The sequence below is a fragment of the Streptomyces sp. JLBJ103 genome, from assembly GCF_058215575.1.
Window position 1 is genome coordinate 4,340,104 of sequence record NZ_CM177089.1, and the last position, 20,928, is coordinate 4,361,031.

Genomic DNA, 20,928 nt, shown 5'->3' on the forward strand with positions numbered 1-20,928 from the left:
GCTGTCCTACCGCGCGGTCATCGCACGTTGATGGCGGTCCAGGCCGCCGCGACCGTCTTGTACTCGGTGGAGGTGGCGCCGTAGAGGTCGCGCGCCGCGTTCAGGGTGGCGGTGCGGGCCTGGGCGTACTTCGAGGTGGAGGTCAGATACGTGGTCAGCGCCCGGTACCAGATCCGGACCGCCTTGTCCCGGCCGATGCCGGTGACCTTCGAGCCGTCGTAGGTCGGGCTGTTGTAGCTCACGCCGTTGATCACCTTCGCGCCGCTGCCCTCGGACAGCAGGTAGAAGAAGTGGTTGGCGGGCCCGGAGGAGTAGTGGACGTCGATTCCGCCGAGCGAGGAGGACCAGTAGTCCTTGGAGGCACCGTCCTTGCTGGGCTTGTCCTGGTAGCGCAGCGGGGTGCCGTCACCGTTGATGTCGATCTTCTCGCCGATGAGGTAGTCACCGGGGTCGGCGGAGTTGGCCGAGTAGAACTCCACCGCGGTCGCGAAGATGTCGGAGGTGGCCTCGTTGAGACCGCCGGACTCACCGCTGTAGTTGAGCTTGGCGGTGGCCGCGGTGACGCCGTGGGTCATCTCATGACCGGCCACGTCGAGCGAGGTGAGCGGGTGGGTGTTGCCCGAGCCGTCGCCGTAGGTCATGCAGAAGCAGGAGTCCGACCAGAAGGCGTTGACGTAGTTGTTCCCGTAGTGGACGCGGGAGTACGAGCCGACGCCGTCGTTGCGGATGCCGTTGCGGCCCAGCACCTTCTTGTAGAAGTCCCAGGTCTGCCCGGCGCCGTAGTGGGCGTCCACCCCGGCGGTCTGCCGTCCGCCGCCCCAGCGGTCATCGGCGTCGGTGTACAGGGTGCCGGTGCCCGAGGTGCCCTGCTTCAGGTCGTACGTCTTGTGGTTGCCGCGGGTGCCGTCGGTCAGGCTGTACCCGGAGCCGCTTCGGGTGGTGCCCAGCGGCACCGTACCGCTGTACTGGCTGGTTCCGGTGCCGGTCTCCACGGCCTCGTCCTGGAACAGCCGCTTGCCGGTGCCGGCGTCGGTGATCACGTGCAGCTCGCTGGGGGTGCCATCGTGCTGGGTCCCGGTGACCACGGTCTCCCAGGCCAGCACGGGCTTGCCGGTGGCCGCCCAGATCACCTTGCGCGGCGACCGGTTCCGCCGGGGGTCGCTCACCTCGGCCTTGTCCGTGACCTTCTGCGCGGTCTTCAGCGCGGCCTTCGCGGCGTCGGCCGCCGATATCCCCGCGGTCGTGCTGCGCACCGAGATCCGGGCGCCGGTCGCCTTGCTGACGGAGCGCGCGCCGCTCTTCTTCTCGTGGACGACCAGATCCCCGCCGAGCACGGGTAGCCCCGCGTAGGTGCGCTCGTAGCGGGTGTGGACGGTCCCGTCCGAGTCCTTGATGACATCGCGGACGAGGAGCTTCTCCTTCGCCCCGAGCCCGAGGCTCTCGGCCTGCGCGGAGGCGTCGGCCTGTGCCGCCTTGATCGCGGTGGTCCGCTGCGCCGCGCTCAACGACAGCGCGGACGCGCCCGCCTCACGGCCGCGGTCCGGCTGGGCACTGGCCTGGCCGGACTGGACACCGATGACCACCATGGCGGCGGAGGCGATGAACGCCGCCGCGCGGACGGTCCGTCTGCGGGGGGAGGAAGCGTTGGGTCTCACTCGGTCTCCTTGCTTGGGGGCCGCCGGGTCGCGGCCCTGCGTAGGGGGTGCGGACGGCCGTGGGTGGACCGCCCGGTACAGCAGGAGTGGTGCGTGAGGTACGCGCCTTGCCACGTGTCAGCCGATGTGCGTGGCGAGGTCGAGCAGAGACTGTCACTGAATGACCGGTTCTGACAGGTCCGTAACAAGAATTTGACTCGCGAGTGTGGGTGCGCAGGCGAAATCGGTCAGCTTCTGGGGCGCAACGGCGCCCGGAATATGGCGACTTCTGGCGCGAACATGCGCCCTTCCGTCGTGCCGCGGCGACGGCTTCCAGCCGTCCTCCCTGGCAGATCCCGGGCAATCTACCCGGCCCGGCCCGGGAATCACGGGATGGCCAATTCGTTTGACCCCGTAGCTCATTTCCTTGACGCGGTGTCGGACACGGACCCGGCCCCGCGCTCCTGGGCCGCCATGACCTCGTCCCCGTGCTCGAAGGCCCACGCCCCGAAGGTGTCGATCGGGCCGAGCAACGTCCGCCCCAGCGCGGTCAGTCCGTACTCCACCCGGGGCGGTGCCTCGGCATAGGCGTGCCGCTCCACCAGCCCGTTGAACTCCAGCCGCCGCACGGTCTGGGTCAGCACCTTGGAGCTGATCCCCCCGATCCGCTCCCGCAGTTCAACGGGGCGCGCGGGGCCGTCGCGCAGCGACCACAGCACCACGGCGTTCCAGGTGTTGGAGAGCAGATCGAACGCGAGGCGGGCCCGGCAGTCGGCGAGGAAGGCATCGGTCGTCACGTACCAGATGGTGCCTGACGGACTTCCTACTGTCGTTGCGAAGCGGTCAACGAACGGACGGAAAGGAACGCTTGATGAAGATCGGTGTGCTGGGAACGGGCAACATGGCGGACGCACTCGCAACCCACTGGGCACGGGCGGGACACGAGGTGCTCATCGGCGGACGCGACGCCCAGCGGGCGGCACGGCTCGCCACCCGCGTCGGAGCCGGCGCGACATCCGGCGAACTGTCCGCGGCGGCGGTGTTCGGCGAGGTGGTCCTCGCCGCGCTCCCGTACGGCGCGGGCGAACAAGTGGCGGCCGAACTGCGCCCGACCCTGTCCGGAAAGGTGCTGCTCGACTGCTCCAACCCGGTCGGCCCCGGCTTCCGGCTGCTGACCGGCCGCGGCTCCTCGGCGGCCCAGCGGCTGGCCGCGGCGGCCCCGGGCGCCCATGTCGTCAAGGCGTTCAACCTCTGCCACGAGGACGTCTGGCGGATGACCCCGCCCACCTTCGACGGCCGCCCCCTCGCCGTCCCGGTCTGCGGCGACGCCCCGGAGGCCGTGGCCCTCGTCCACGACCTGGTCCGCGCCGTCGGCTGCGACCCGGTCCCCGCGGGCGGCCTCGACCGGGCGGACCTCCTGGAGGCCACCGCCGCCCTCTTCATCGGCCTCTGGGTCGGCGAAGGCGCCGACGCCCAGGCCATCGCCCCACCCCTGGCCTACGCGACGGGCCCCACCGAGTGACACGACGGCGGACTCACCGCCCGCCGCTCAACTCCGCGCAGACCTCGCCACTCGTCGGCCGGTCGGCGGGGGCGGGGCTCAGCATGGCCTCGATGAGCCCGCCGAGCACCCCGGGCACCTCCACCGGCCGATGCGGTCCTTCCACGATGGCCTGCCGCTGCTCCACGCGGCTCGCGTCGTCGGGGTAGGCGACATGACGTAGCCCGGTGGCGCTGATGAGGAACGAGGCGCCCAGCGCGTACACATCCGATGCCGTGGTTGGGGTGGCCGTCCCGGTCGCCAGCACGCTCCGTGAGATCTCCGGGCTCTCGTAGTGGACCAGACAGCCCCGGAAGCGGAAGTCGTAGGGGGCAGGGATGTCTCCGCCATGCGCCAGGGCGAGGTCGATGAGCGCCGTCCTGTCCGGCCCGATGATCAAGTGCGCGGGCTGGACGTCTCCGTGTACCCATCCCGTGGTGTGCAAGGCGGCCACGACCTCCGCGCACGAGAGCGCTTCGCCGAGGTCGGGTTCTGATGAGGCCCCTTCGGCGCGGTGCGGTTGCCACCCGTCGTACAGGCTGACGCCCTGGTGCCAGGGCTGCACATTCCACGTTCCGTGCTCCCACTCGCCGTAACTCACCTCGTCACGGCCGAGTTGCCGTAGGACGGCGCCCTCTCGGGCGGGAGCCAACGCGGTCCATGCGTGCGGCGCGGTGGGATGTCCGAGCTTCACGGCGTACCGTCCCCGCTCCGTCTCGACGTCCCAGACGGTTGATCCGCGACGGTTCAGTACCAACCGCCTCCTCACGGGAGCCAGCGCCGCTAAGACGCTGGTGGGGATCTCGTAGGGCGCTTCGGCGGTGGCCATGGATCCGGTCCTCTCGAGAAACGGGCCGCCCCTCGGCGCAGGCTGAGGGGCGGCCCGTCTTACGTGACCGGCCGGAGATTACTTGGACTGCCCGTATGGTCGCCCGCAGTCGGAATCGCACTGCGCCGTGTTCTCGCCATTTACGGTCCACAGGGCGTCGAAGACCATGAAGCCCGCCGCCTTCATGGCATGGGCACTGGCGGTGACCATTTCACGAGTGCGCCTGGCGCCGCCGGGAGCGGGGTTGTGGTGCAGGAAGCGTCCCGAGTGCTCGTGGCAGAACCGCGCGTACTCCTCCGTGTGCAGGATGAACGCGTGTAAGCCCAGGTCCACGTCGTCGGACGGCACCATGGCCGTGCTCGCCGTGGCGGCTGTCGCGATGAACGCGATCGCCTGGTCGGCGATCCGCTCGGCCCGTTCCCAGGGCTGTTCGTTGTGGACGGCCACGAAGTGGGCGATGCCGCTGAACAGTTCTTCGCTGACCAGTGATCGGCCGGTTCGCTGGTCGTTCGCCACTGCTGTCATTGTTGTGTTCCTTCCCTGATGCGGACTGGTTCGTGGCACTCGTCGTCGGAGCCGGGGCGCGGTTGTCCTCTCTCGGGGAACGTGACGTCCCTGGGGTCAGCCGTCCATTCCTGCCCGCCCTGCACGGGGCGGAGGAACGCGATGAGCGGGCCCGGCATCTGGGGGTCGAAGATGAGTTCCTTGACGTCGCAGACGGCTTGGAGAATGCCCACCCGTCCCGTGGCGCTGTCGTAGGCTTCCTGGCCCGGTTGGGGCCGCGCGGCGTTCACCGCACCCCCAGCGTCTGCCGCCGCTCGTGCTGGAGGATGTACAGCGGCACCGGGTCCGGGTCCCACACGATGGGGAAACGTTCCCCGACCGGTAGGCGCGGCAGACGCAGCGTGGGCGGGTCCGCGCGGCGGACAGCGGCCGGTACGTGTGCCGGGGCGGCGACGCGCACCGGCGTGGACCGCGGTGGTTCCGGCATCGTGAGGTGGCTGAGGACGACGGGCCGTAACATCCCTCGCCACCGCGCCATGAATCGAGCGATACGCTCACGCATGTTGACGCTCCTCTTCAGCGTTGGCCATGCCCCCGGGCCGGTGCCACGGCCGCGGGGGTCCCTTCTCGCTCTATGCAACCGGTCCGCTACGCATCGCGGTACGGTGAGGTGCACGGCAGCTTTTAAAAGCTTTAAGCGCCCCGCCTTGCCGAGGAGTTGAGCGCGAATGAGCCAGCGGGAGCCCAACGCGGGTCTGGAGCGGTTGTTCCGGGCGACCGGGTGGACGTTGCGGCAGTGGGTTCAGGAGATCAACCGCATCGGCACCGAACGCGGTACGCCGCAGAAGTACCGGGAACCCTCCGCCCATCAGTGGCTCCGTGGTCATATGCCCAAGGAGGCCACCCGGCCGCTGATCCTGGAAGCGTTCGCCCGGAAGCTGGGCCGTCCGGTCCCGCACGCCGAAGCGGGGTTCCCTGTGACCGCCGACGAGTCGAACGCCTGCCTGAGTACCGTGGAGACTTTGGTCGACTTGGGGAGGCAGGACATGGACCCCTCACGCCGCAGCGTCCTCGGCGCGAGCCTTTTCTCCGTCGCGTTGACCGTGCCGCACTGGCCCGATGTCGTGGGCCGGATGGAAGCCGCCGGGAAGGGGCAGATCCAGCGGGCCGGAATGGCGGACGTGGAGATGGTCACGGCCATGACCGAGCGCATTTCCGAAGTGGACGACCAGTTCGGCGGACGTCACACCCGCCCCATGGCGGCGGCATTCCTGGTGAACACCGTCGCGCCCTATCTGACGGCGGACGCCTCCGAGACCGTTCGCAAAGCGATGATGTCGGCTGCCTCCGACCTCTGCTATCTGACCGGATACATGGCTGTTGACGAGGGCCTGCACGGCCTGGCGCAGCGGTATTACGTCAAAGCGTTGGAGCTGGCCGGTGCTTCGGAAGACCACCTGACCTACTGCACGACGTTACGCGGGATGAGCGTCCAGGCGGTTGACCTCGGCCACGGCCGCGAGGCCATGCGCCTGGCGGATGCCGCCGCATCGGCGTCGCCCAAGGCCGGTCCCAGGATGCGGGCGTTCCTGGCGGGTCAACAGGCCCATGCCGCGGCGCAGATCGGTGACCGCGGTACGGCTCTCCTGCGTCTTCGTGAGGCGGAGTCGGCCATGGACAAGGCGGAGTCCATGGGGAAGGTGATCGGCCGCTACGACCCGTCCTCCCTGAACTACCACATCAGTCAGGTGCGCTATGAGCTGGGCGATATCCACGGCTCACTCGCGGCCATGGAGCAGTCGGACCAGCTGCGTTACAGCGTCTATCGCCGCTCTCGGGTCCGCCATCGGGCCATCCTCGCTGAGCGCCAGCTGAAGGTGGGGCATCTGGAGGCGGCCTGTGCGACATGGCACCAGGCCCTGGACGACTACCCGCTCGTCCAGTCGGGCAGAGCGGATGACCGCATGCGGGCGATGGTGGGACTGATCCGTCCGCATCTCAAGAATCGCGCCGCGCGGGAATTGCATGAGCGGGCTCGGACGGTGGCGCCCGCTCTTCTCCGAGCGTAGGAACGCGTCATCCGCCCACGGCGGTTCACAGAGGCCCGCCCGGGGCGTTGTGGCTCTGGAACCAGTGGGCTTGGAATTCGACCGGCAGACGGAAGGGATGGTGCCGGTCGGTGAGCTGGTGGAAGAGGAACTCCGTGGCGGTGCAGTCGAAACGGTGTCCCTCCTCGGGTTCGGCGTACGTGGCGTAGACGGGCCACTGGTCGGGGTCGGGGCCGTCGGCGATCCAGCAGAAGGACTGCTCGTGCTCATTGCCCGCCCAGGGCAGCAGACCGCCCGGGGCGGGGAAGGGCGGATGCGGCTCCCACGGGTTCTGGGGGCGATGTGCGGCGGATGCGCTGTAGCGGATGATCTCCTCGGGGGAGAAGACGTCGAGGAAGCCGTCGAATTGGCCGTGGCCGAATGTCTCTACAAGGCGCTTGTAGTCGGTCGGCAGGCCGGTGTTCAGCCGGGACTCGATGGCGGTCCAGTTGACCGCCGGGAGACGCGCCGACGCCCAGCCGGTCACGGCGGTCAGACGGTCTAGCCAGGACGCTTCCGCGGGCAGGCGGTCCGGGCCCGGCGTCGTGCGCGGGGCGACGGTCACAACCGGGCGCGTGGTTTCGCCGTGCGGGGGGCGGCCGTACGCGATCCAGCGTCCGCCGAACGGCCAGGCGCAGACCCAGCTGGTCCGTTCGGCGGAGGGCAGCGAGGGGAGGTCGCTCGCTTCGGTCACGGTCACGGGATCCCCGTAGCGGCTGCCGAGGGTGTCCACGAGGGCTGCCAGGTGGGTGCCGGCCGGGACCGGCAGACAGGTGTGTCCTCCCCCGTGCCCGGGTTCTTCGCAGGTCAGATCGCCGACGTCCGGCCATATGAGGGCGGCCACCCTCGTCAGCAGCTGTTCAGCGTCCATGGGGAGAGTTCAGCACTGACCACTGACAACAGGGCCCGACCCCGGCTGTGTTGGTGCCATGTCATGGCCTTGTGATGGACTCGAATGGATCGTGACCGAGGTGGGTGGCAGCCTGCCGTGCGGCGTGTGACCAAGGCGTCGCGGCAGGTCAGGAGGGGAGAAGACAACAGGATGCTGAACGAGACCGTGTTCCGGACGGACGATCTGCCGGGGGCGGACCGGTTCGACTTCTGGTGCGAGCTGATCGGGCGGACGCATGCGCCGCTGGACCTGAACAGCCCCGATGCGGCGGACTACCGGGCGCGTCAGCGCGTGCTGGAGCTCGGGGCGATCCATGTGTGGCCCACGACCCACCAGGCCCTCCACTATCGCCGGACTGCGAAGCTCATTCGCCAGTCCGACCCCGAGCAGTACCACATCGGAATTCCGCTGCGCGGCACCCGTCGCACGTCCTGGGGCAACGAGAAGAGCGAGTGCGGGCCCTATGAGATTCGGGCCTTCGACAGCTCACGGCCCTGTGACGTCTATTGCTCCAACGGGGCCGAACCTTTCGTGGGATTGGGGATCGAAATCCCCAAGAGGCTGTTGCACCTGCCGCAGCACACCATGGACGGGCTGTTCGGCCGCGGAATGTCCGGACGGGAGGGGTTCGGCTCCTTGCTGATGCAATTCCTCACCCAAGTGACGTCGGACACCAACTCCTATCTGCCGTCCGACGGCCCGCGTCTGGGCAGGGTCCTGGTCGATCTGCTGTCCTCGCTGTTCGCGCACACACTGGAGGCGGACCGCGCCCTTCCGCCAGAAACGCGCACCCGGAGTCTGGTGCTGCGCATTCGCTCCCATGTGCAAAACAATCTGCACGACCCGAGGTTGACCCCGACCACGATCGCCGCCGCGCACAACATCTCGATCAGCTATCTGCACCGGCTGTTCCAGGGTGAGCACGAGACCGTCGCGGCCTGGATCCGCAAGGAGCGGCTGGAACGGGCCCGCCGCGATCTCGCGGATCCGGTGCTGGGCTCCATCGCCATCCACGCCATCGCCACCCGCTGGGGCTTCACCCGCGCCGCCGATTTCACCCGCGCGTTCCGCAACGCCTACGGCATGCCGCCCCGGGACTACCGGCAGCGAGCCCTCCTCAGCCCCGCTCAGGCCTCGTTGGCGGTTTCGCTGTCCACTCCATGCCAATAACAGTGGACGCTGTGCGAACGACGCCCGGCAGCCGCCCCGGAATACTGGACGTCACGGCCGACGGCCGACGGCCGACGGTGACCGCAAGGAGACACGGGGGTTCTCCTCACGGTGGGCCGCTCACACTGAGGGCCGGATACCGCTGCCACGGTATCCGGCCCTCGGCGTTATATGCCGTTATGCACCGGCTGTTCCGGCGGAACGTCAGACGTTGACGCCGAAGTCCTGGGCGATGCCGACCAGGCCGGAGGCGTAGCCCTGGCCGACGGCGCGGAACTTCCACTCCGCGCCGTTCCGGTAGAGCTCGCCGAAGACCATGGCGGTCTCGGTGGCGGCGTCCTCGCTCAGGTCGTAGCGCGCGATCTCGGTGCCGCCCGCCTGGTTGACGATGCGGATGAACGCGTTGCGCACCTGGCCGAAGTTCTGGCTGCGGGACTCGGCGTCGTAGATCGAGACCGGGAAGACGATCTTCTCGATGTCGGCCGGCAGACCCGCCAGGTTGACGTTGATCTGCTCGTCGTCGCCCTCGCCCTGGCCGGTGACGTTGTCACCGGTGTGGACGATGGTCTGGTCCGGAGTGGCCTTGTTGTTGAAGAACACGAAGTGCTGGTCGGAGTAGACCTTGCCGTTCGTGTTCACCGCGATGGCGCTGGCGTCCAGGTCGAAGTCGGTGCCCGTGGTGGTGCGGACGTCCCAGCCGAGGCCGACCGTGACGGCGGTCAGGCCCGGTGCCTCCTTGGTGAGCGAGACGTTGCCGCCCTTGGACAGGCTTACAGCCATGGGGAGTCCCTTTCGTGGTCTCGATGGATCCGAGCGTCGGGCTTCGTACCGGACGAAGCTACCGTCACCCTCCACAACGCCATCGGGGCGGTGTCGGGTTCCAGCTCCCTTTACTTTCTTTGCCGAATCCTGATGCCGAGCCCGTGCGGGCCGGGACAAAACGAGGTGACGGGGCCCCGGTGGGCACGGGATCATGGGGGCATGTCCGCGCCCTATGTCATCCGTGGCTCGGTCTCCCTGCCGGAGGCCGAGCTGATGTGGCGTTTCTCGCGGTCCTCCGGGCCCGGCGGACAGCACGTCAACACCAGCGACAGCCAGGTCGAGCTGCGCTTCGACCTCGCCCGCACCACCGCGCTGCCGCCGGTGTGGAAGCAGCGCGCGCTGGAGCGGCTTGCGGGGCGGCTCGTCGACGGGGTGGTGACGGTACGGGCGTCCGAGCACCGCTCCCAGTGGCGCAATCGCGAGACGGCCGCCGTCCGGCTCGCCTCGCTGCTCGCGGAGGCCACCGCGCCACCGCCGAGGCCGCGCCGTCCTACGCGGATTCCGCGCGGTATCAACGAGCGCCGTCTGCGGGAGAAGAAGCAGCGCGGCGACACCAAGCGCGGCCGCTCCGGCCGCGACTGGCACTAGGCCCTGTCCGGTGGGTCCTATCGGGCCCGCGACGCCTGGCACCGCGCCTCGCTGCGTTGTCGAAAGTCGCCCGAGTACGCCCAGTACGAGGACGACCCTCCGCCTTGCGATCCACGGCGCCAGACGCCGCGGTCTGCTCCTCAAAGACCCACCGGACAGGGCCTGAGCGCTCCGCGGGAAGTGCCGCGAGGTGCCGTCATGCGTCTGCGGCCGCGTCGTGGCCGGTCGCGCCCACGCGGCGGAGCCGCACATCGACACAGCCCCGCGCTCCTTCGGGACGCACCCGAACCGCACCGGACTTCAGCGAGGTCGTTTTTTCAGCGGCGCCCGCACCGAGCGGTACCAGGCACTGAGCCGCGCACCTCGCCACCGCGCGGTGACCGGCACTCGCGGCACACCGCACCGAACGGCACCCGGCCGGAGCCGCGCCCCACGCCGAGTCGTGACGAGCGCCCAACCGCCGCCGCCGAGTCGGGACCCGCACTGAGCGGCGACAAGCACGCAGCCGCAGCCGCCACCGGCATGCAGCCGCACCCGCTCAGCCCATCGTCCGGTAGCGGCCCCGGAAGTACATCAGCGGGCCGCCCTCCGCCCCCGACGGCGTCGCCGCCGACAGCACCCGGCCCACCACCAGCGTGTGGTCCCCGGCCGGCACCCGCTGCTCGGTACGGCACTCCAGCGTGGCCAGCGCGGCGGCGGCGAGCGGCGCCCCGCTCTCCGCGCCCCGTACGACCGGCATGTCCTCGAAGAGCAGTCTGTCGCTGATACGCCCCTTCATCGCGAATCGTCCCGCGATATGGCGCTGGTTTTCCGCCAGGACCGACACCGCCCACAGCGGCTGCCGCTCCAGCAGGTCATCCATCCGGGAGCCGTTGCGCACGCTCACCATCGCCAGCGGCGGATCGAGTGACACCGACATGAACGCGGTGGCCGTCATGCCGACGTCCTCGCCGCGTGGACCCTCCTCCGGGTCGTGTGCGGTCACCAGCACCACACCCGCGGCGAGGCGCGACAGCGCGGCGCGGAAATCGTCCTCACTCACCCCACCAGGATGGGGGACGGAGGGCTCGGCGGGGGTGGAGGCGGGGGCGGAAGGCGTCGTCGGAAACACGTCCCGAACGCTAACGTCACGTGCTTCTTCCGTGCATCGGACCCAAGACCCAAAACGGGCTTAGGTCTTCGGTTCTACGTCGGTCGTCGCCCCGGTTACCAGGGAACGCCGGGGATGACCAGGCATTGTCATTTCGAAATTTGCGCACCGGAAAGATGAGAGCGCTCCCATGCCCTCTCCCCAAGGGTTGAATACGTTCTGTGACATGAGTCACAGCAGCCAGTAATTGTTGACCCTGTGTACCGAGTGGGCAGCTCGCTGTGATTCAGTGGCCGTGGCAATCGGACGACAAGAAGCCAGGAGTTGCTGTCGAGGTCTCGGGGGAGTGCGAGCGATGGAGACCGAGTCGGAGCCCTATATCCGCCTTGCGACCATGCGGCAGCTGCACCAGGTGGTCGCCGATCTGAATACCGCGCGCAGCCTCGCTGACACTTTGCAAACGGTCGCGGACGGTGTCATCACCGGGCTCGGTTATGAGCTCTCGGCCGTCAATCTGGTCCGCCCGGACGGCGATCTCGTGGTCGCCGCCGTCGGCGGCAGTGCCGGGGCCGAGGCGCTGATGGCCGGGCGGGTCGGCTCCCGCGCCTCCTGGGACCGCAGGTTGTCCATGGGCGACCGCTGGGGCGATCTGCGCTTCATTCCGTACACCGAGGGCTGGGTACTCGACGACGACGACGTCCCCCAGTGGCACACCCCCGGCCCCGCCCCCCGCTTCGCCGACGAATGGCATCCGATGGACCGGCTGTTCGCCCCGCTGTACGCGGCGGGCGCCTCCGGTGGCGAGCTCATCGGCGTGATATCGGTGGACCGCCCGAGCAACGGCCGCCGCCCCGGCGCCTGGGGCCGCGAAGCGCTCCAGATGTACGCCTTCCACGCCGCGATCGCGATCGGCAACGCCCGACTGCGCGCCAATATGCAGCGCGCCCTGCTCCGGCTGGAGCGCGAGCAGCAGGCCCTGCGCGCCAGTGAGGAGAGCTTCCGGCAGGCCTTCGAGTACGCGCCGAGCGGGATGGCCATCGCCGAGATGGGCGGCGACCAGCACGGCCGGCTGCTGCGCATCAACGACGCCCTGTGCCGGCTGCTGGGCCGCCACGCCTCCGCGATGCGCCGCTGCTCCTTCTCCGACCTCGTCCACCCCGAGGACATCGGCACCCTGCTGCGCACCTCCGCCGAGGGCGGCCGCTCCGAGCTGCGTCTCCTCCGGCGCGACGGCTCCTACGTCTGGGTCTCGCTGCGCAATTCGGTGGTCGCCGACGCCGCCGACGGCCCTCGGTTCCTGCTCACCCATGTCGAGGACATCGAGGAGCGCAAGCGCCATGAGCTCCAGCTCGCCCACCGCGCCAGCCATGACTCGCTGACCGGTCTGCCCAACAGCGCCGAGCTGCGCGCCCGCCTCGGCAGCAGACTGTGCGGCACCCCGCCGCTGCCGGGCGGGGTGGCGGAGACCGCCGCGGTCGCCGCCCAGACCGACACAGGTGGCCATCGCTACGGCTTCGTCGACGAGTTCGAGAGCTTCGGCAGCCCGCCCGCTCCGGGCGGCGGCCCGTTCGACAGCCATGTGCACACCGTCCCGCCCGACGAGGACAGCGACATCGACGACGGCCACAAGGGGCTCGCGGTGCTCTTCTGCGACCTCGACGGCTTCAAGTCCATCAACGACCGGTTCGGGCACCACGCGGGCGACGCCGTCCTGATCGAGGTCGCCCGCCGGCTGACCAACGGCGTGCGGGACGGGGACACCGTCGCCCGGCTCGGCGGTGACGAGTTCGTGGTCCTCGCCGACGGACTCGGCCGCGCCGACGCCCAGGACCTCGCCGTCCGCCTGCGGAACGCGATCATCCCGCCCATCCGGGTGGACGGCCGGGCGGTCCGGGTCGGGGCCAGCTTCGGTATCAGCTGGGCGGGGTGCGGAATGACGGCCGAGGAAGTACTGCAATCCGCTGACCAGCGGATGTATGTCGAGAAGCGCTCCCGATCCAAGGAACGCAGACGGGCCGGGTAGCCCCAGGGGCCACCCTGGCCCCATCCTGGTGGAACCCGGGCGGCGGTTCCGTACGTCACTGTCACGGTAGGCTGCGCCGATGCGGCCCTGCCGCCGACAGTGAACCGATCATGAATATTGGCCATCCGGACAGCGCACCACCTGCCGAGGCCCTGTCGGCCCTGGTATGAGCAGTCGTGGCGCAACGCATCGTGACGCCGATGGCCAATGCACAGGGGAGTGACGAGGGATGACGGCCGGCAACAACGGCTCGGACACGCCGGAGAACGACGACCCGTTCGCCTATCTGTATCGCTCCGAGGGCGAGCAGTCCGGCCAGTCGGCGCAGCCGGGTGCCCGTACCGGTGGCTACGGCTATCCCGGTCCGGCTCAGCCCGGCGTTCCCCGGACTTCGTACAACCAGGTCCGCGCGGTGGGTGAGCGGACCTACGGCGGGCAGGCCCCCGGCCAGCAGCAGGGCTACGGCCAGCAGGGCTATGGCCAGCAGGGCGGCTACGGCCGCCAGAACGCCCACTACGCCGCCCCCGAGACCCTGCCCGGCGGTGCACCCCGGCAGCAGCCCGGCCAGGCCCCGAGCGGCGGCCGTGGCGGCGGTCGCGGCCCCAACAGCCGGGGGCTGCTGATCGGTGCGATCGCGGTGGTCGCGGTGGTCGTCGTCGGCATCGGCATCGCGATGATCACCAATGGGGACGACAGCGACAAGAAGGGCGACCAGGCCGGGCCGAGCAGCGAGCCGACCGCCGAGCAGAGCGAGAAGCCCCGCCAGAGCTCCGGCCCCACCGCGAAGCCGGACGTGAAGCTGCCCACCGAGGACGGCGCGAAGATGAAGCTGGCGGGCGGCGCGGTGGTCGCTGGCGACATCAAGGGCGCCAAGGCCGCGGGCGGTCAGTACGTCGCCGGTCTCAACACCCCCGGCGCGTCCGCGAGCTGGAGCGTGGACGTCAAGAAGGGCAAGACCTACCGGCTGTACGTGGGCTACGGCGTGCCTGGCGAGAAGCAGAGCATGACGCTGACGATCAACGGCAAGAAGCAGTCCCGCCCGGTCAATATGGACAACTTCGCCCACGGCCCGAAGGGCGACTGGGAGAAGGGATGGACCAACAGCTGGTCCCTGGTCCAGCTCAGCGAGGGCACCAACACGATCACGGTGTCCTGCGAGGCGGGCGACACGTGCAACGCCAACCTCGACCAGATGTGGCTGACCAACAAGAAGCCGGGTGACTGACGCCCGCGCCGGGCACCCGGCCGGTCACGCCGCCGCCGGGTGCTCCGTCACCTCGACCCGCTCCAGCAGCTCGTCGTAGTCCGCGCGGTCGAACTCGCCCGCCGCCGGGGCCCGTACGGCCGCCGCCGAAAGGGCCACCGCGCGGGCCAGCCGGTCCGGCCACGGAATCTCCTCCACCAGGCCGGACAGCAGCCCCGCCACCGCGGAGTCCCCGGCCCCGGTCGGATTCCCCGACAGCCGGCGCGGCGGACGCGCCCTCCAGGTGCCCTGCGAGGTGACCGCGAGCATGCCGTCCGCGCCGAGAGAGGCGGCCACCGCCCGCGCCCCGCGCCGCCGGGCGTCCCGGGCGGCGCGCAGCGGATCGGTGGCACCGGTGAGCCCCGCCAGCTCCGCGGCGTTGGGCTTGACCAGATGCGGACGGGCCGCGATACCGCGGCGCAGCGGTTCCCCGCTGGTGTCCAGCAGGGTGGGCACCCCGGCGGCGTGCGCCTCCCGGAGGAGCTGGGCGTAGGTGCCCACGGGGACGCCGGGCGGCAGACTGCCGCACAGCGCGACGGCCGCGGCCTCGCGCAGCAGCCGGGTGTAGCCGGTGAGGAAGTCGGACCACTCGGGGGTGGTCACGATTGGTCCTGGCTCGTTGAGCTGGGTGGTGTCACCCGTCGAGCCGTCGACCACGCCGATGGTGCGCCGGGTGGTACCGGCGATGGGAACCAAGGCGTCGGTGATCCGGCCGCGGGGCGCCGTGGCCCCGGCGTCGGCGGCGGACCCGGTGAGCGCGGCGAGGCGGTCGCGCAGCACGGTGCCGGTGACCCCGCCGGCGAAGCCCGTGACGACGGTGTCATGGCCGAGCGCGGCCAGCACCCGGGCCACGTTGAGCCCCTTGCCGCCGGGCCGTTCGGCGACGTCGGTGACGCGGTGGGTGGTGTGCGGGCGCAACTGCGGCACCCGGTAGGTGATGTCGAGGGCGGTGTTGAGTGTGACCGTCAGGATCACCCTGGCATCCCCTCTCCCGTCCCCCCGCCGGACGGAGATTCCTTCGCTGAAGCGTACGGCTGTGCGGCGGGCGCTGCCCGTCCTGTGCGGCGGGTGTTACCCGCCGTCCAGCGATCATGCCAAAGGCGTGGCGCACGGCCCAGCCCCCGGTGGCGACCGGGTGCCTCAACACCGGGGTATATCAGCTCACTTCGGGATCGACCACCCAGGTGCCGCGGCGCATCACACCCCGGAGCCGGAAGTCCGCGTCGAGGACCACGAGGTCCGCGTCCTTCCCGGGCTCCAGCGAGCCCACCCGGCCGGCCACGCCCAGCACTTTCGCGGGGGTGGTGGACAGCACCCGCACCGCCTCGCCGACGCTCAGCCCGTCGACGGTCACAGCCCGCCGGAAGGCGTGGTCGAGGGTGAGGGTCGAGCCCGCGATCGATCCGGCCGTCGGCCCGTCGCTGATCCGCGCCACCCCGTCCTTGACCTCGACCTCCATCGGGCCGAGCGGATAGCGCCCGTCGCTCATGCCCGCCGCGCCCATCGCGTCGGTGATGAACGCGACGCGATCGGCGCCCGCGCGGCGGAAGGCGAGCTGGAGCACGGCCGGGTGGAGATGGGTGCCGTCATCGATCAGCTCGATGGTGATCCGCTCGTCCTCCAGCAGCGCGGCGACCGGGCCGGGTTCGCGGTGCAGCAGCGACGGCATCGCGTTGAACAGGTGGGTGGCCACGGTGGCGCCCGCCTCGACCGCCTCGCGCGTCGCCTCGTAGGTGGAGTCGGTGTGGCCGACGGCCGCGATGACGCCGCTGTCGGCGAGCAGCCGTACGGACTCCAGCCCGCCGGGCAGTTCGGGCGCGAGGGTCATCATCCGCGCGGTGCCGCGGGCCGCGTCGATCAGCTTGCGGACGTCCGCCGGGTCGGGGGCGCGCAGCAGCGAGGGCTGGTGGGCGCCGCAGCGGTGCGGGGAGATGAACGGTCCCTCGAAGTGGATCCCGGCCAGCTCGCCCTGCTGGACCAGTTCGGAGAGGACCGACGCCTGCCGGGCGAGGTCGTCCAGGTCGCCGGTGACGGTGGAGGCGAGCATGGTCGTGGTGCCGTGGCGCCGGTGGGTGTGTACGGCGGTGAGGGCCTCCTCGGCGGTGCCCGCGGAGAAGGACGCGCCGCCGCCGCCGTGCACATGGATGTCGATGAAGCCGGGGACGATCCAACAGCCGCTCAGATCGCGCGCCGTGGCCCGCGCGGTGGCCGTGTCCGACCCGGTGTCCGGCCCCGTCTCCGGCCCCTTGTCCGTGGCGGCGATACGGGTGCCCTCGACCGTCACTCGTCCGTTCTCGACCACCCCGGACGGCAGCGCGACCCGGGCGCCCGTGAGAACCGTTCGCTGCACCATCAGGCGGAAACCTCCGTGGCGAGTAGATCCCAGGCGAGCAGGCCCGCGCCCAGGCATCCGGCGGTGTCCCCGAGGGCCGCGGGGACGATGGGGGGGAACTGCTGGAAGGTGATGCGCTTCTCGACCTCGTCGCGCAGCGGGCCGAACAGGGTCTCCCCGGCCTCGGCGAGTCCGCCGCCGATGATCAGCATCCCGGTGTCGAGCAGGGTGTGGGCGATCACCAGACCGTCGGCCAGTGCCCCGGTCATCTCCCCCCACACCGCCTCGGCCCGCGGGTCCCCGGAGGTCACGGCCTCGGCGCAGGCGGCGGCGTCGGCGGTGGGGTCGCCGCTGGCGGCCGCCCAGGCGCGGCCGACCGCGGACGCCGAGGCGAGCGTCTCCAGACAGCCCCGCCCGCCGCAGCCGCACACCGGGCCGCCCGGCCGTACGACCACATGGCCGATCTCCGCCGAGGAGCCGTGCGCCCCCGGGTCGATCCGGCCCTCGATGCCGATGGCGCCCGCGATCCCGGTGCCGACCGACACAAAGAGGAACCGGTCGGCGCCCTCCCCCGCTCCTATCCGCCCCTCGGCCAGCCCGCCCATCCGGACGTCATGGGCCAGCGCGACCGGGATCCCGCCCAGCCGCTCCGAGAGCAGCGCGCGCAGGGGGACGTCCCGCCAGCCGAGGTTGGCGGCGAAGAGGGCCACCCCGCGGGCCTCGTCGAGCACCCCCGGTACGCCGACGCCCGCCGCCGCGGGCGGTCCGCCGAAGCGTTCCTCGCCCACCGCGCGCAGCTCGGCGGCGAAGTCCAGGATCGCGGTGACGACGGCCTCGGGGCCGCGCTCCCGTCCGGTGGGCCGCCGGGCCTCGTGCAGGAGTCTGTTGTCCGCCCCGACCAGGGCGGCTTTCATGCCGGTGCCGCCCACATCCAGGGCGATGACGTGTTTCACGGGAAACAGTCTCCCGCGATCCACCGTGAGAGGTCTAGTCCACTCGCCGCCTTCTCCCCGGAAGGGGGACCCGGGATCCGGTCCTTCCGCCCTCGGCGCGTTCTCCCTCTTGACTCCCGGCCCCTTGATTCCGGGCTCCGCAAGGGAGTTGTGGCGGCGTGACACATTCCACTTATCCGCATGGACGGGCGTGAGCTGGGAAGGCGGGGCCCCGATACCGAAGCGATACGCCCATGGTGTAGACCTTGTGGAGGTTTGCAAGGCAGACTCGCTCGACCGTGGGGGCGAACCCCGGGGGTACTCGGGGAACCAACCCCGAGGATGAATCAAGCCAAACAGGGTGGGAAGCAGCGGTGCAGCGGCGACGGTTCTTGAGTCTGACGACGGCTGGAGTCGCGGCGGCGACTACGGCGCCGGTGCTGACCGGTTGCGGCGGCGGCAGCGGCTCGGGGGGTGAGGTCACCCTCAAGGTGGTCGCCGCCGACTACGGCGACAGCGCCGCCAACAGCTCCCAGAAGGCATGGGAGAAGATGGCCCGCGCCTACGAGAGCAAGCACAGCGACGTCAAGATCGACGTCAAGGTCTACAGCTGGACCGAGGTCGACAAGCGCGTCGCCGAGATGGTCAAGGCCGGTGACGCCCCCGACATCGCCCAGATCGGCGCGTACGCCGACTACGCGGCCGCCGGCAAGCTCTACCGCGCCGACCAGATGCTCTCCATCCCCACCCAGGCCGGGTTCATCACCTCGATCGCCCACGCGGGCGAGGTCAACCGGGTGCAGTACGGGCTGCCCTTCGTCGCCAGCGCCCGGCTGCTCTTCTACAACAAGAAGCTCTTCGACCAGGCCGGGATATCCGACGCGCCCAGCACCTGGGCCCAGCTGAAGGACGCCGCCGAGGCCCTCAAGGGGATCGGGGTGCGCATCCCGTACGGCCTGCCCCTCGGCCCCGAGGAGACCCAGGCCGAGACCATGATGTGGATGCTCGGCGGCGGGGGCGGCTACACCGACGGCAACGGCAGCTACACCATCGACTCGGCCCAGAACATCGCGACCTTCGAATGGCTGCGGGACGAGCTGGTCGGCAAGGGCCTCACCGGCCCCCGCTCCCCGGCCCGCACCAACCGGCAGGACGTCTTCGACGCCTTCACCCGCGGCGAGGTCGGCATGCTCAACGGCCACCCCACCCTGATGCAGCAGGCGTCCGGCCACGGCATCAGCTACGGCACCGCGGCGCTGCCCGGCCGCAAGGGGAAGTCCCTCTCGACGATGGGCGTCGCCGACTGGCTGATGGCCTTCAACACCCACGGCCACCGTGAACAGATCGGCAGCTTCCTCGACTTCGTCTACAGCGACGAAAACGTGCTGGGCTTCACCACCCAGTACGATCTGCTGCCCGTGACCACCACCGTCCAGGAGACGATGCTCCACGACCGGGAGTACAAGTCGCTGTGGCGCTTCCTGGGCGAGCTGGAGAGCGCCGAGTTCTACCCGTCGGACAAGACCTCCTGGGCGGCCGTCAGCAAGCTGATCAAGGAGAAGATCGGTTCGACGGTGGCCAAGGGCGGCGACCCGGCGAGCGTGCTGGGCGAGATCCAGCGCGCGGCCGACGCGATGGAGAACTCGGGGGCATGACGGAGGTGACGGGAGACGCCGCGCCGGAGCCGGATCCGGAGCCGGAGGTCGAGCCGGGCTCCGGGCCGGGCGGGCTGTCGGACCGGGACCGGGACGTGCTCGCCCTCGAACGGCGCGGCTGGCCGGGCCCCGGCGCCAAGGAGCGCGCGATACGCGAGCGGCTCGGCATCTCCCCGACCCGCTACTACCAGGTGCTGAACGCGCTGCTGGACGATCCCCGGGCGCTGGAGCACGACCCCGTCACCGTCAACCGTCTGCGCCGGGTGCGGGACGAGCGGCGGATGCGCCGCTGACCGGGCGCCCGGCTGGGTAGGGTCACCGGCATGGGCAGCCACCCCCTTCCCGAACCGACCACGGCCGCCGGGCGCGAGGGCCTCGCCGCCCTCCTCGAGCGGCCCGGCAGCGCCGTCGTCGGGCTCGACTTCGACGGCACCCTCGCCGAGATCGTGCCCGACCCCGACCAGGCCCGCGCCCACCCCGGCGCGGTCCCCGCGCTCGCCCGCCTCGCCCCGCTGCTGCGCTCCGTCGCCGTGATCACCGGCCGCCCGGCCCGGGTCGCGGTGGACTACGGCGGCTTCGCCGGGGTCGAGGAGCTGGCCGGTCTGGTGGTGCTCGGTGCCTACGGGGCCGAGCGCTGGGAGGCGGCGGACGGCGAGCTCAGGGCCCCCGCGCCGCCGCCGGGCGTCGCCGCCGTCAAGGCCGAACTCCCCGCCGTGCTCGAGGCCCACGGCGGTGGGCGGGGCCTGTGGACCGAGGACAAGGGCCGCGCGGTCGCCGTCCACACCCGCCGCGCCGAGGACCCCCAGGCCGCCTTCGAACGGCTGCGTGCCCCGCTGTACGCGCTGGCCGAACGCCACGGGCTGATCGTCGAACCGGGCCGCCTGGTGCTGGAGCTGCGCCCGCCCGGTATGGACAAGGGCGTCGCCCTCACCGACCACATCCGCGCCACCGGCGCCGACACCGTCCTCTACGCGGGCGACGACCTCGGCGACCTGGCCGCCTTCGCCGCCGTGGAGCGGCTGCGGGAGGAGGGCCTCCGTGGCGTCCTGGTGTGCAGCGGCAGCACGGAGGTGACCGAACTGGCGGACCGCGCCGACCTGGTGGTCGACGGCCCGGCGGGCGTGGTGTCCCTGCTGGACGCGCTGGCGACGGCCGCGCGCGGCCGGTGACGAGGGGCGGTCCGCCCCCGTCGCGTGCCCCGACGGCCGTCCGTGGTGCGGCGCGCGGCACACCGCCCCGGACGGGGGCACCACACGGGTCGCCGAGCGCCGGAGGCCGGGCACACCTCGACCGGCACCGGCGGCTGATCACACTGCGCAGCGCGGGACCGGCGCTCACCGATCCGGGCGGGCCGGCGGCCGCCGACCGCCGGGCCGGATCCCGCTCGGGTCCGGCTCCGGCGAGGCTCGGGCTCGTTCCTTCCTCCAGGCGCTGCCACCAACGCTCGACGCACCTGGTCGTCGACAGCCGCATGGGCACCGCGGTATCGCTCGTGGACGTCACGGAGGCCGTGGCCGCCTGGCGGCCCGGTCCTCAGCGGCCTCGCTGACGTCCGGTGCGGTGCGGTTGCGCCCCGAAGGGGCGTGG

Annotated in this window: 20 protein-coding genes; 9 read left to right on the top strand and 11 right to left on the bottom strand. The window is 70.9% G+C overall.

The features are described 5' to 3' along the window. Positions 1–17: 17 nt before the first annotated feature. The gene (locus AC4BEG_RS19170; protein ID WP_490700970.1) at positions 18–1,655 is read right to left on the bottom strand and encodes a M4 family metallopeptidase; all 1,638 of its coding nucleotides are present in this window, start codon (positions 1,653–1,655) and stop codon (positions 18–20) included. 398 nt (positions 1,656–2,053) lie between these two features. Further along, positions 2,054–2,431 carry a winged helix-turn-helix transcriptional regulator gene (locus AC4BEG_RS19175; RefSeq protein WP_490700971.1) on the bottom strand — a complete coding sequence of 126 codons (378 nt, stop codon included), beginning with the start codon at positions 2,429–2,431 and terminating at the stop codon, positions 2,054–2,056. Positions 2,432–2,505: 74 nt separating this feature from the next. On the opposite strand from AC4BEG_RS19175, the gene AC4BEG_RS19180 reads away from it, so the two are divergent. Then, positions 2,506–3,156 (top strand): NADPH-dependent F420 reductase, encoded by a 651-nt coding sequence (locus tag AC4BEG_RS19180; RefSeq protein WP_490700972.1) that lies wholly within the window; start codon positions 2,506–2,508, stop codon positions 3,154–3,156. Between the two features lie 13 nt (positions 3,157–3,169). Here the strand turns inward: AC4BEG_RS19180 and AC4BEG_RS19185 are convergent, their stop codons facing one another. The 3 genes from AC4BEG_RS19185 to AC4BEG_RS19195 form a co-directional block, all read right to left on the bottom strand. Beyond that, positions 3,170–4,003, bottom strand: a complete 834-nt coding sequence (locus tag AC4BEG_RS19185; protein ID WP_490700973.1) for a serine/threonine-protein kinase — start codon at positions 4,001–4,003, stop codon at positions 3,170–3,172. A gap of 78 nt (positions 4,004–4,081) precedes the next feature. Then, positions 4,082–4,528 carry a glycine-rich domain-containing protein gene (locus AC4BEG_RS19190; protein ID WP_490700974.1) on the bottom strand — a complete coding sequence of 149 codons (447 nt, stop codon included), beginning with the start codon at positions 4,526–4,528 and terminating at the stop codon, positions 4,082–4,084. Positions 4,529–4,793: 265 nt separating this feature from the next. Then, positions 4,794–5,069, bottom strand: a complete 276-nt coding sequence (locus AC4BEG_RS19195; RefSeq protein ID WP_490700975.1) for a hypothetical protein — start codon at positions 5,067–5,069, stop codon at positions 4,794–4,796. Positions 5,070–5,235: 166 nt separating this feature from the next. Here AC4BEG_RS19195 and AC4BEG_RS19200 point away from each other — a divergent pair, with 166 nt between their 5' ends. Then, a complete protein-coding gene (locus AC4BEG_RS19200) occupies positions 5,236–6,576 on the top strand; it encodes an NsdA family TPR-like regulatory protein (RefSeq protein ID WP_490700976.1) in 1,341 nt (446 codons plus the stop codon). A 25-nt stretch (positions 6,577–6,601) separates the two neighbouring features. Here the strand turns inward: AC4BEG_RS19200 and AC4BEG_RS19205 are convergent, their stop codons facing one another. Then, entirely contained in the window at positions 6,602–7,465 is an 864-nt protein-coding gene (locus AC4BEG_RS19205) for an SMI1/KNR4 family protein (RefSeq protein WP_490700977.1), read from the bottom strand. Positions 7,466–7,636: 171 nt separating this feature from the next. Here AC4BEG_RS19205 and AC4BEG_RS19210 point away from each other — a divergent pair, with 171 nt between their 5' ends. Further along, positions 7,637–8,656: an AraC-like ligand-binding domain-containing protein gene (locus AC4BEG_RS19210; protein WP_490700978.1), complete on the top strand. Its 1,020-nt coding sequence runs from the start codon at positions 7,637–7,639 to the stop codon at positions 8,654–8,656. 204 nt (positions 8,657–8,860) lie between these two features. Here AC4BEG_RS19210 and AC4BEG_RS19215 read toward each other — a convergent pair whose 3' ends face one another. Further along, the gene (locus tag AC4BEG_RS19215; RefSeq protein WP_009716966.1) at positions 8,861–9,436 is read right to left on the bottom strand and encodes a TerD family protein; all 576 of its coding nucleotides are present in this window, start codon (positions 9,434–9,436) and stop codon (positions 8,861–8,863) included. A gap of 201 nt (positions 9,437–9,637) precedes the next feature. Here AC4BEG_RS19215 and arfB point away from each other — a divergent pair, with 201 nt between their 5' ends. After that, positions 9,638–10,066: an alternative ribosome rescue aminoacyl-tRNA hydrolase ArfB gene (arfB, locus tag AC4BEG_RS19220; protein ID WP_201870599.1), complete on the top strand. Its 429-nt coding sequence runs from the start codon at positions 9,638–9,640 to the stop codon at positions 10,064–10,066. Positions 10,067–10,604: 538 nt separating this feature from the next. Here the strand turns inward: arfB and AC4BEG_RS19225 are convergent. After that, complete coding sequence (locus tag AC4BEG_RS19225; protein WP_490700979.1) at positions 10,605–11,108, bottom strand: flavin reductase family protein; 504 nt, start codon at positions 11,106–11,108, stop codon at positions 10,605–10,607. Positions 11,109–11,511: 403 nt separating this feature from the next. On the opposite strand from AC4BEG_RS19225, the gene cdgB reads away from it, so the two are divergent. Next, positions 11,512–13,179 (top strand): diguanylate cyclase CdgB, encoded by a 1,668-nt coding sequence (gene cdgB, locus AC4BEG_RS19230; RefSeq protein ID WP_490700980.1) that lies wholly within the window; start codon positions 11,512–11,514, stop codon positions 13,177–13,179. Between the two features lie 229 nt (positions 13,180–13,408). Next, positions 13,409–14,404, top strand: coding sequence for a carbohydrate-binding protein (locus tag AC4BEG_RS19235; protein ID WP_490700981.1), 996 nt, complete (start codon positions 13,409–13,411; stop codon positions 14,402–14,404). Between the two features lie 24 nt (positions 14,405–14,428). Here AC4BEG_RS19235 and AC4BEG_RS19240 read toward each other — a convergent pair whose 3' ends face one another. From AC4BEG_RS19240 to AC4BEG_RS19250, 3 genes are all read right to left on the bottom strand, one after another. Next, complete coding sequence (locus AC4BEG_RS19240; RefSeq protein ID WP_490700982.1) at positions 14,429–15,397, bottom strand: 1-phosphofructokinase family hexose kinase; 969 nt, start codon at positions 15,395–15,397, stop codon at positions 14,429–14,431. Positions 15,398–15,578: 181 nt separating this feature from the next. Next, positions 15,579–16,775: an N-acetylglucosamine-6-phosphate deacetylase gene (gene nagA / locus AC4BEG_RS19245; protein WP_490700983.1), complete on the bottom strand. Its 1,197-nt coding sequence runs from the start codon at positions 16,773–16,775 to the stop codon at positions 15,579–15,581. Then, a complete protein-coding gene (locus AC4BEG_RS19250; RefSeq protein ID WP_490700984.1) occupies positions 16,775–17,707 on the bottom strand; it encodes an ROK family protein in 933 nt (310 codons plus the stop codon). Before AC4BEG_RS19250 ends, nagA begins: the two co-directional genes overlap by 1 nt. Positions 17,708–18,060: 353 nt before the next feature. Here AC4BEG_RS19250 and AC4BEG_RS19255 point away from each other — a divergent pair, with 353 nt between their 5' ends. From AC4BEG_RS19255 to otsB, 3 genes are read left to right on the top strand one after another with little or no spacing between them, the layout of a single operon-like run. Further along, positions 18,061–19,341, top strand: a complete 1,281-nt coding sequence (locus AC4BEG_RS19255) for an extracellular solute-binding protein (RefSeq protein WP_490700985.1) — start codon at positions 18,061–18,063, stop codon at positions 19,339–19,341. Further along, positions 19,338–19,634: a DUF3263 domain-containing protein gene (locus AC4BEG_RS19260; RefSeq protein WP_490700986.1), complete on the top strand. Its 297-nt coding sequence runs from the start codon at positions 19,338–19,340 to the stop codon at positions 19,632–19,634. The genes AC4BEG_RS19255 and AC4BEG_RS19260 overlap by 4 nt, the downstream gene beginning before the upstream one ends. A 30-nt stretch (positions 19,635–19,664) precedes the next feature. Next, positions 19,665–20,510: a trehalose-phosphatase gene (gene otsB, locus AC4BEG_RS19265; protein WP_490700987.1), complete on the top strand. Its 846-nt coding sequence runs from the start codon at positions 19,665–19,667 to the stop codon at positions 20,508–20,510. Positions 20,511–20,928: the final 418 nt, after the last annotated feature.

Excerpts from the sequence above, each read along its gene's own strand:
- AC4BEG_RS19195 (WP_490700975.1), bottom strand. The coding sequence starts at position 5,069 with ATGCGTGAGCGTATCGCTCGATTCATGGCGCGGTGGCGAGGGATGTTA.
- AC4BEG_RS19200 (WP_490700976.1), top strand. The coding sequence starts at position 5,236 with ATGAGCCAGCGGGAGCCCAACGCGGGTCTGGAGCGGTTGTTCCGGGCG.
- AC4BEG_RS19185 (WP_490700973.1), bottom strand. The coding sequence starts at position 4,003 with ATGGCCACCGCCGAAGCGCCCTACGAGATCCCCACCAGCGTCTTAGCG.
- AC4BEG_RS19215 (WP_009716966.1), bottom strand. The coding sequence starts at position 9,436 with ATGGCTGTAAGCCTGTCCAAGGGCGGCAACGTCTCGCTCACCAAGGAG.
- arfB (WP_201870599.1), top strand. The coding sequence starts at position 9,638 with ATGTCCGCGCCCTATGTCATCCGTGGCTCGGTCTCCCTGCCGGAGGCC.
- cdgB (WP_490700980.1), top strand. The coding sequence starts at position 11,512 with ATGGAGACCGAGTCGGAGCCCTATATCCGCCTTGCGACCATGCGGCAG.
- AC4BEG_RS19235 (WP_490700981.1), top strand. The coding sequence starts at position 13,409 with ATGACGGCCGGCAACAACGGCTCGGACACGCCGGAGAACGACGACCCG.
- AC4BEG_RS19260 (WP_490700986.1), top strand. The coding sequence starts at position 19,338 with ATGACGGAGGTGACGGGAGACGCCGCGCCGGAGCCGGATCCGGAGCCG.
- AC4BEG_RS19205 (WP_490700977.1), bottom strand. The coding sequence starts at position 7,465 with ATGGACGCTGAACAGCTGCTGACGAGGGTGGCCGCCCTCATATGGCCG.
- AC4BEG_RS19180 (WP_490700972.1), top strand. The coding sequence starts at position 2,506 with ATGAAGATCGGTGTGCTGGGAACGGGCAACATGGCGGACGCACTCGCA.
- AC4BEG_RS19190 (WP_490700974.1), bottom strand. The coding sequence starts at position 4,528 with ATGACAGCAGTGGCGAACGACCAGCGAACCGGCCGATCACTGGTCAGC.
- AC4BEG_RS19210 (WP_490700978.1), top strand. The coding sequence starts at position 7,637 with ATGCTGAACGAGACCGTGTTCCGGACGGACGATCTGCCGGGGGCGGAC.
- nagA (WP_490700983.1), bottom strand. The coding sequence starts at position 16,775 with ATGGTGCAGCGAACGGTTCTCACGGGCGCCCGGGTCGCGCTGCCGTCC.
- otsB (WP_490700987.1), top strand. The coding sequence starts at position 19,665 with ATGGGCAGCCACCCCCTTCCCGAACCGACCACGGCCGCCGGGCGCGAG.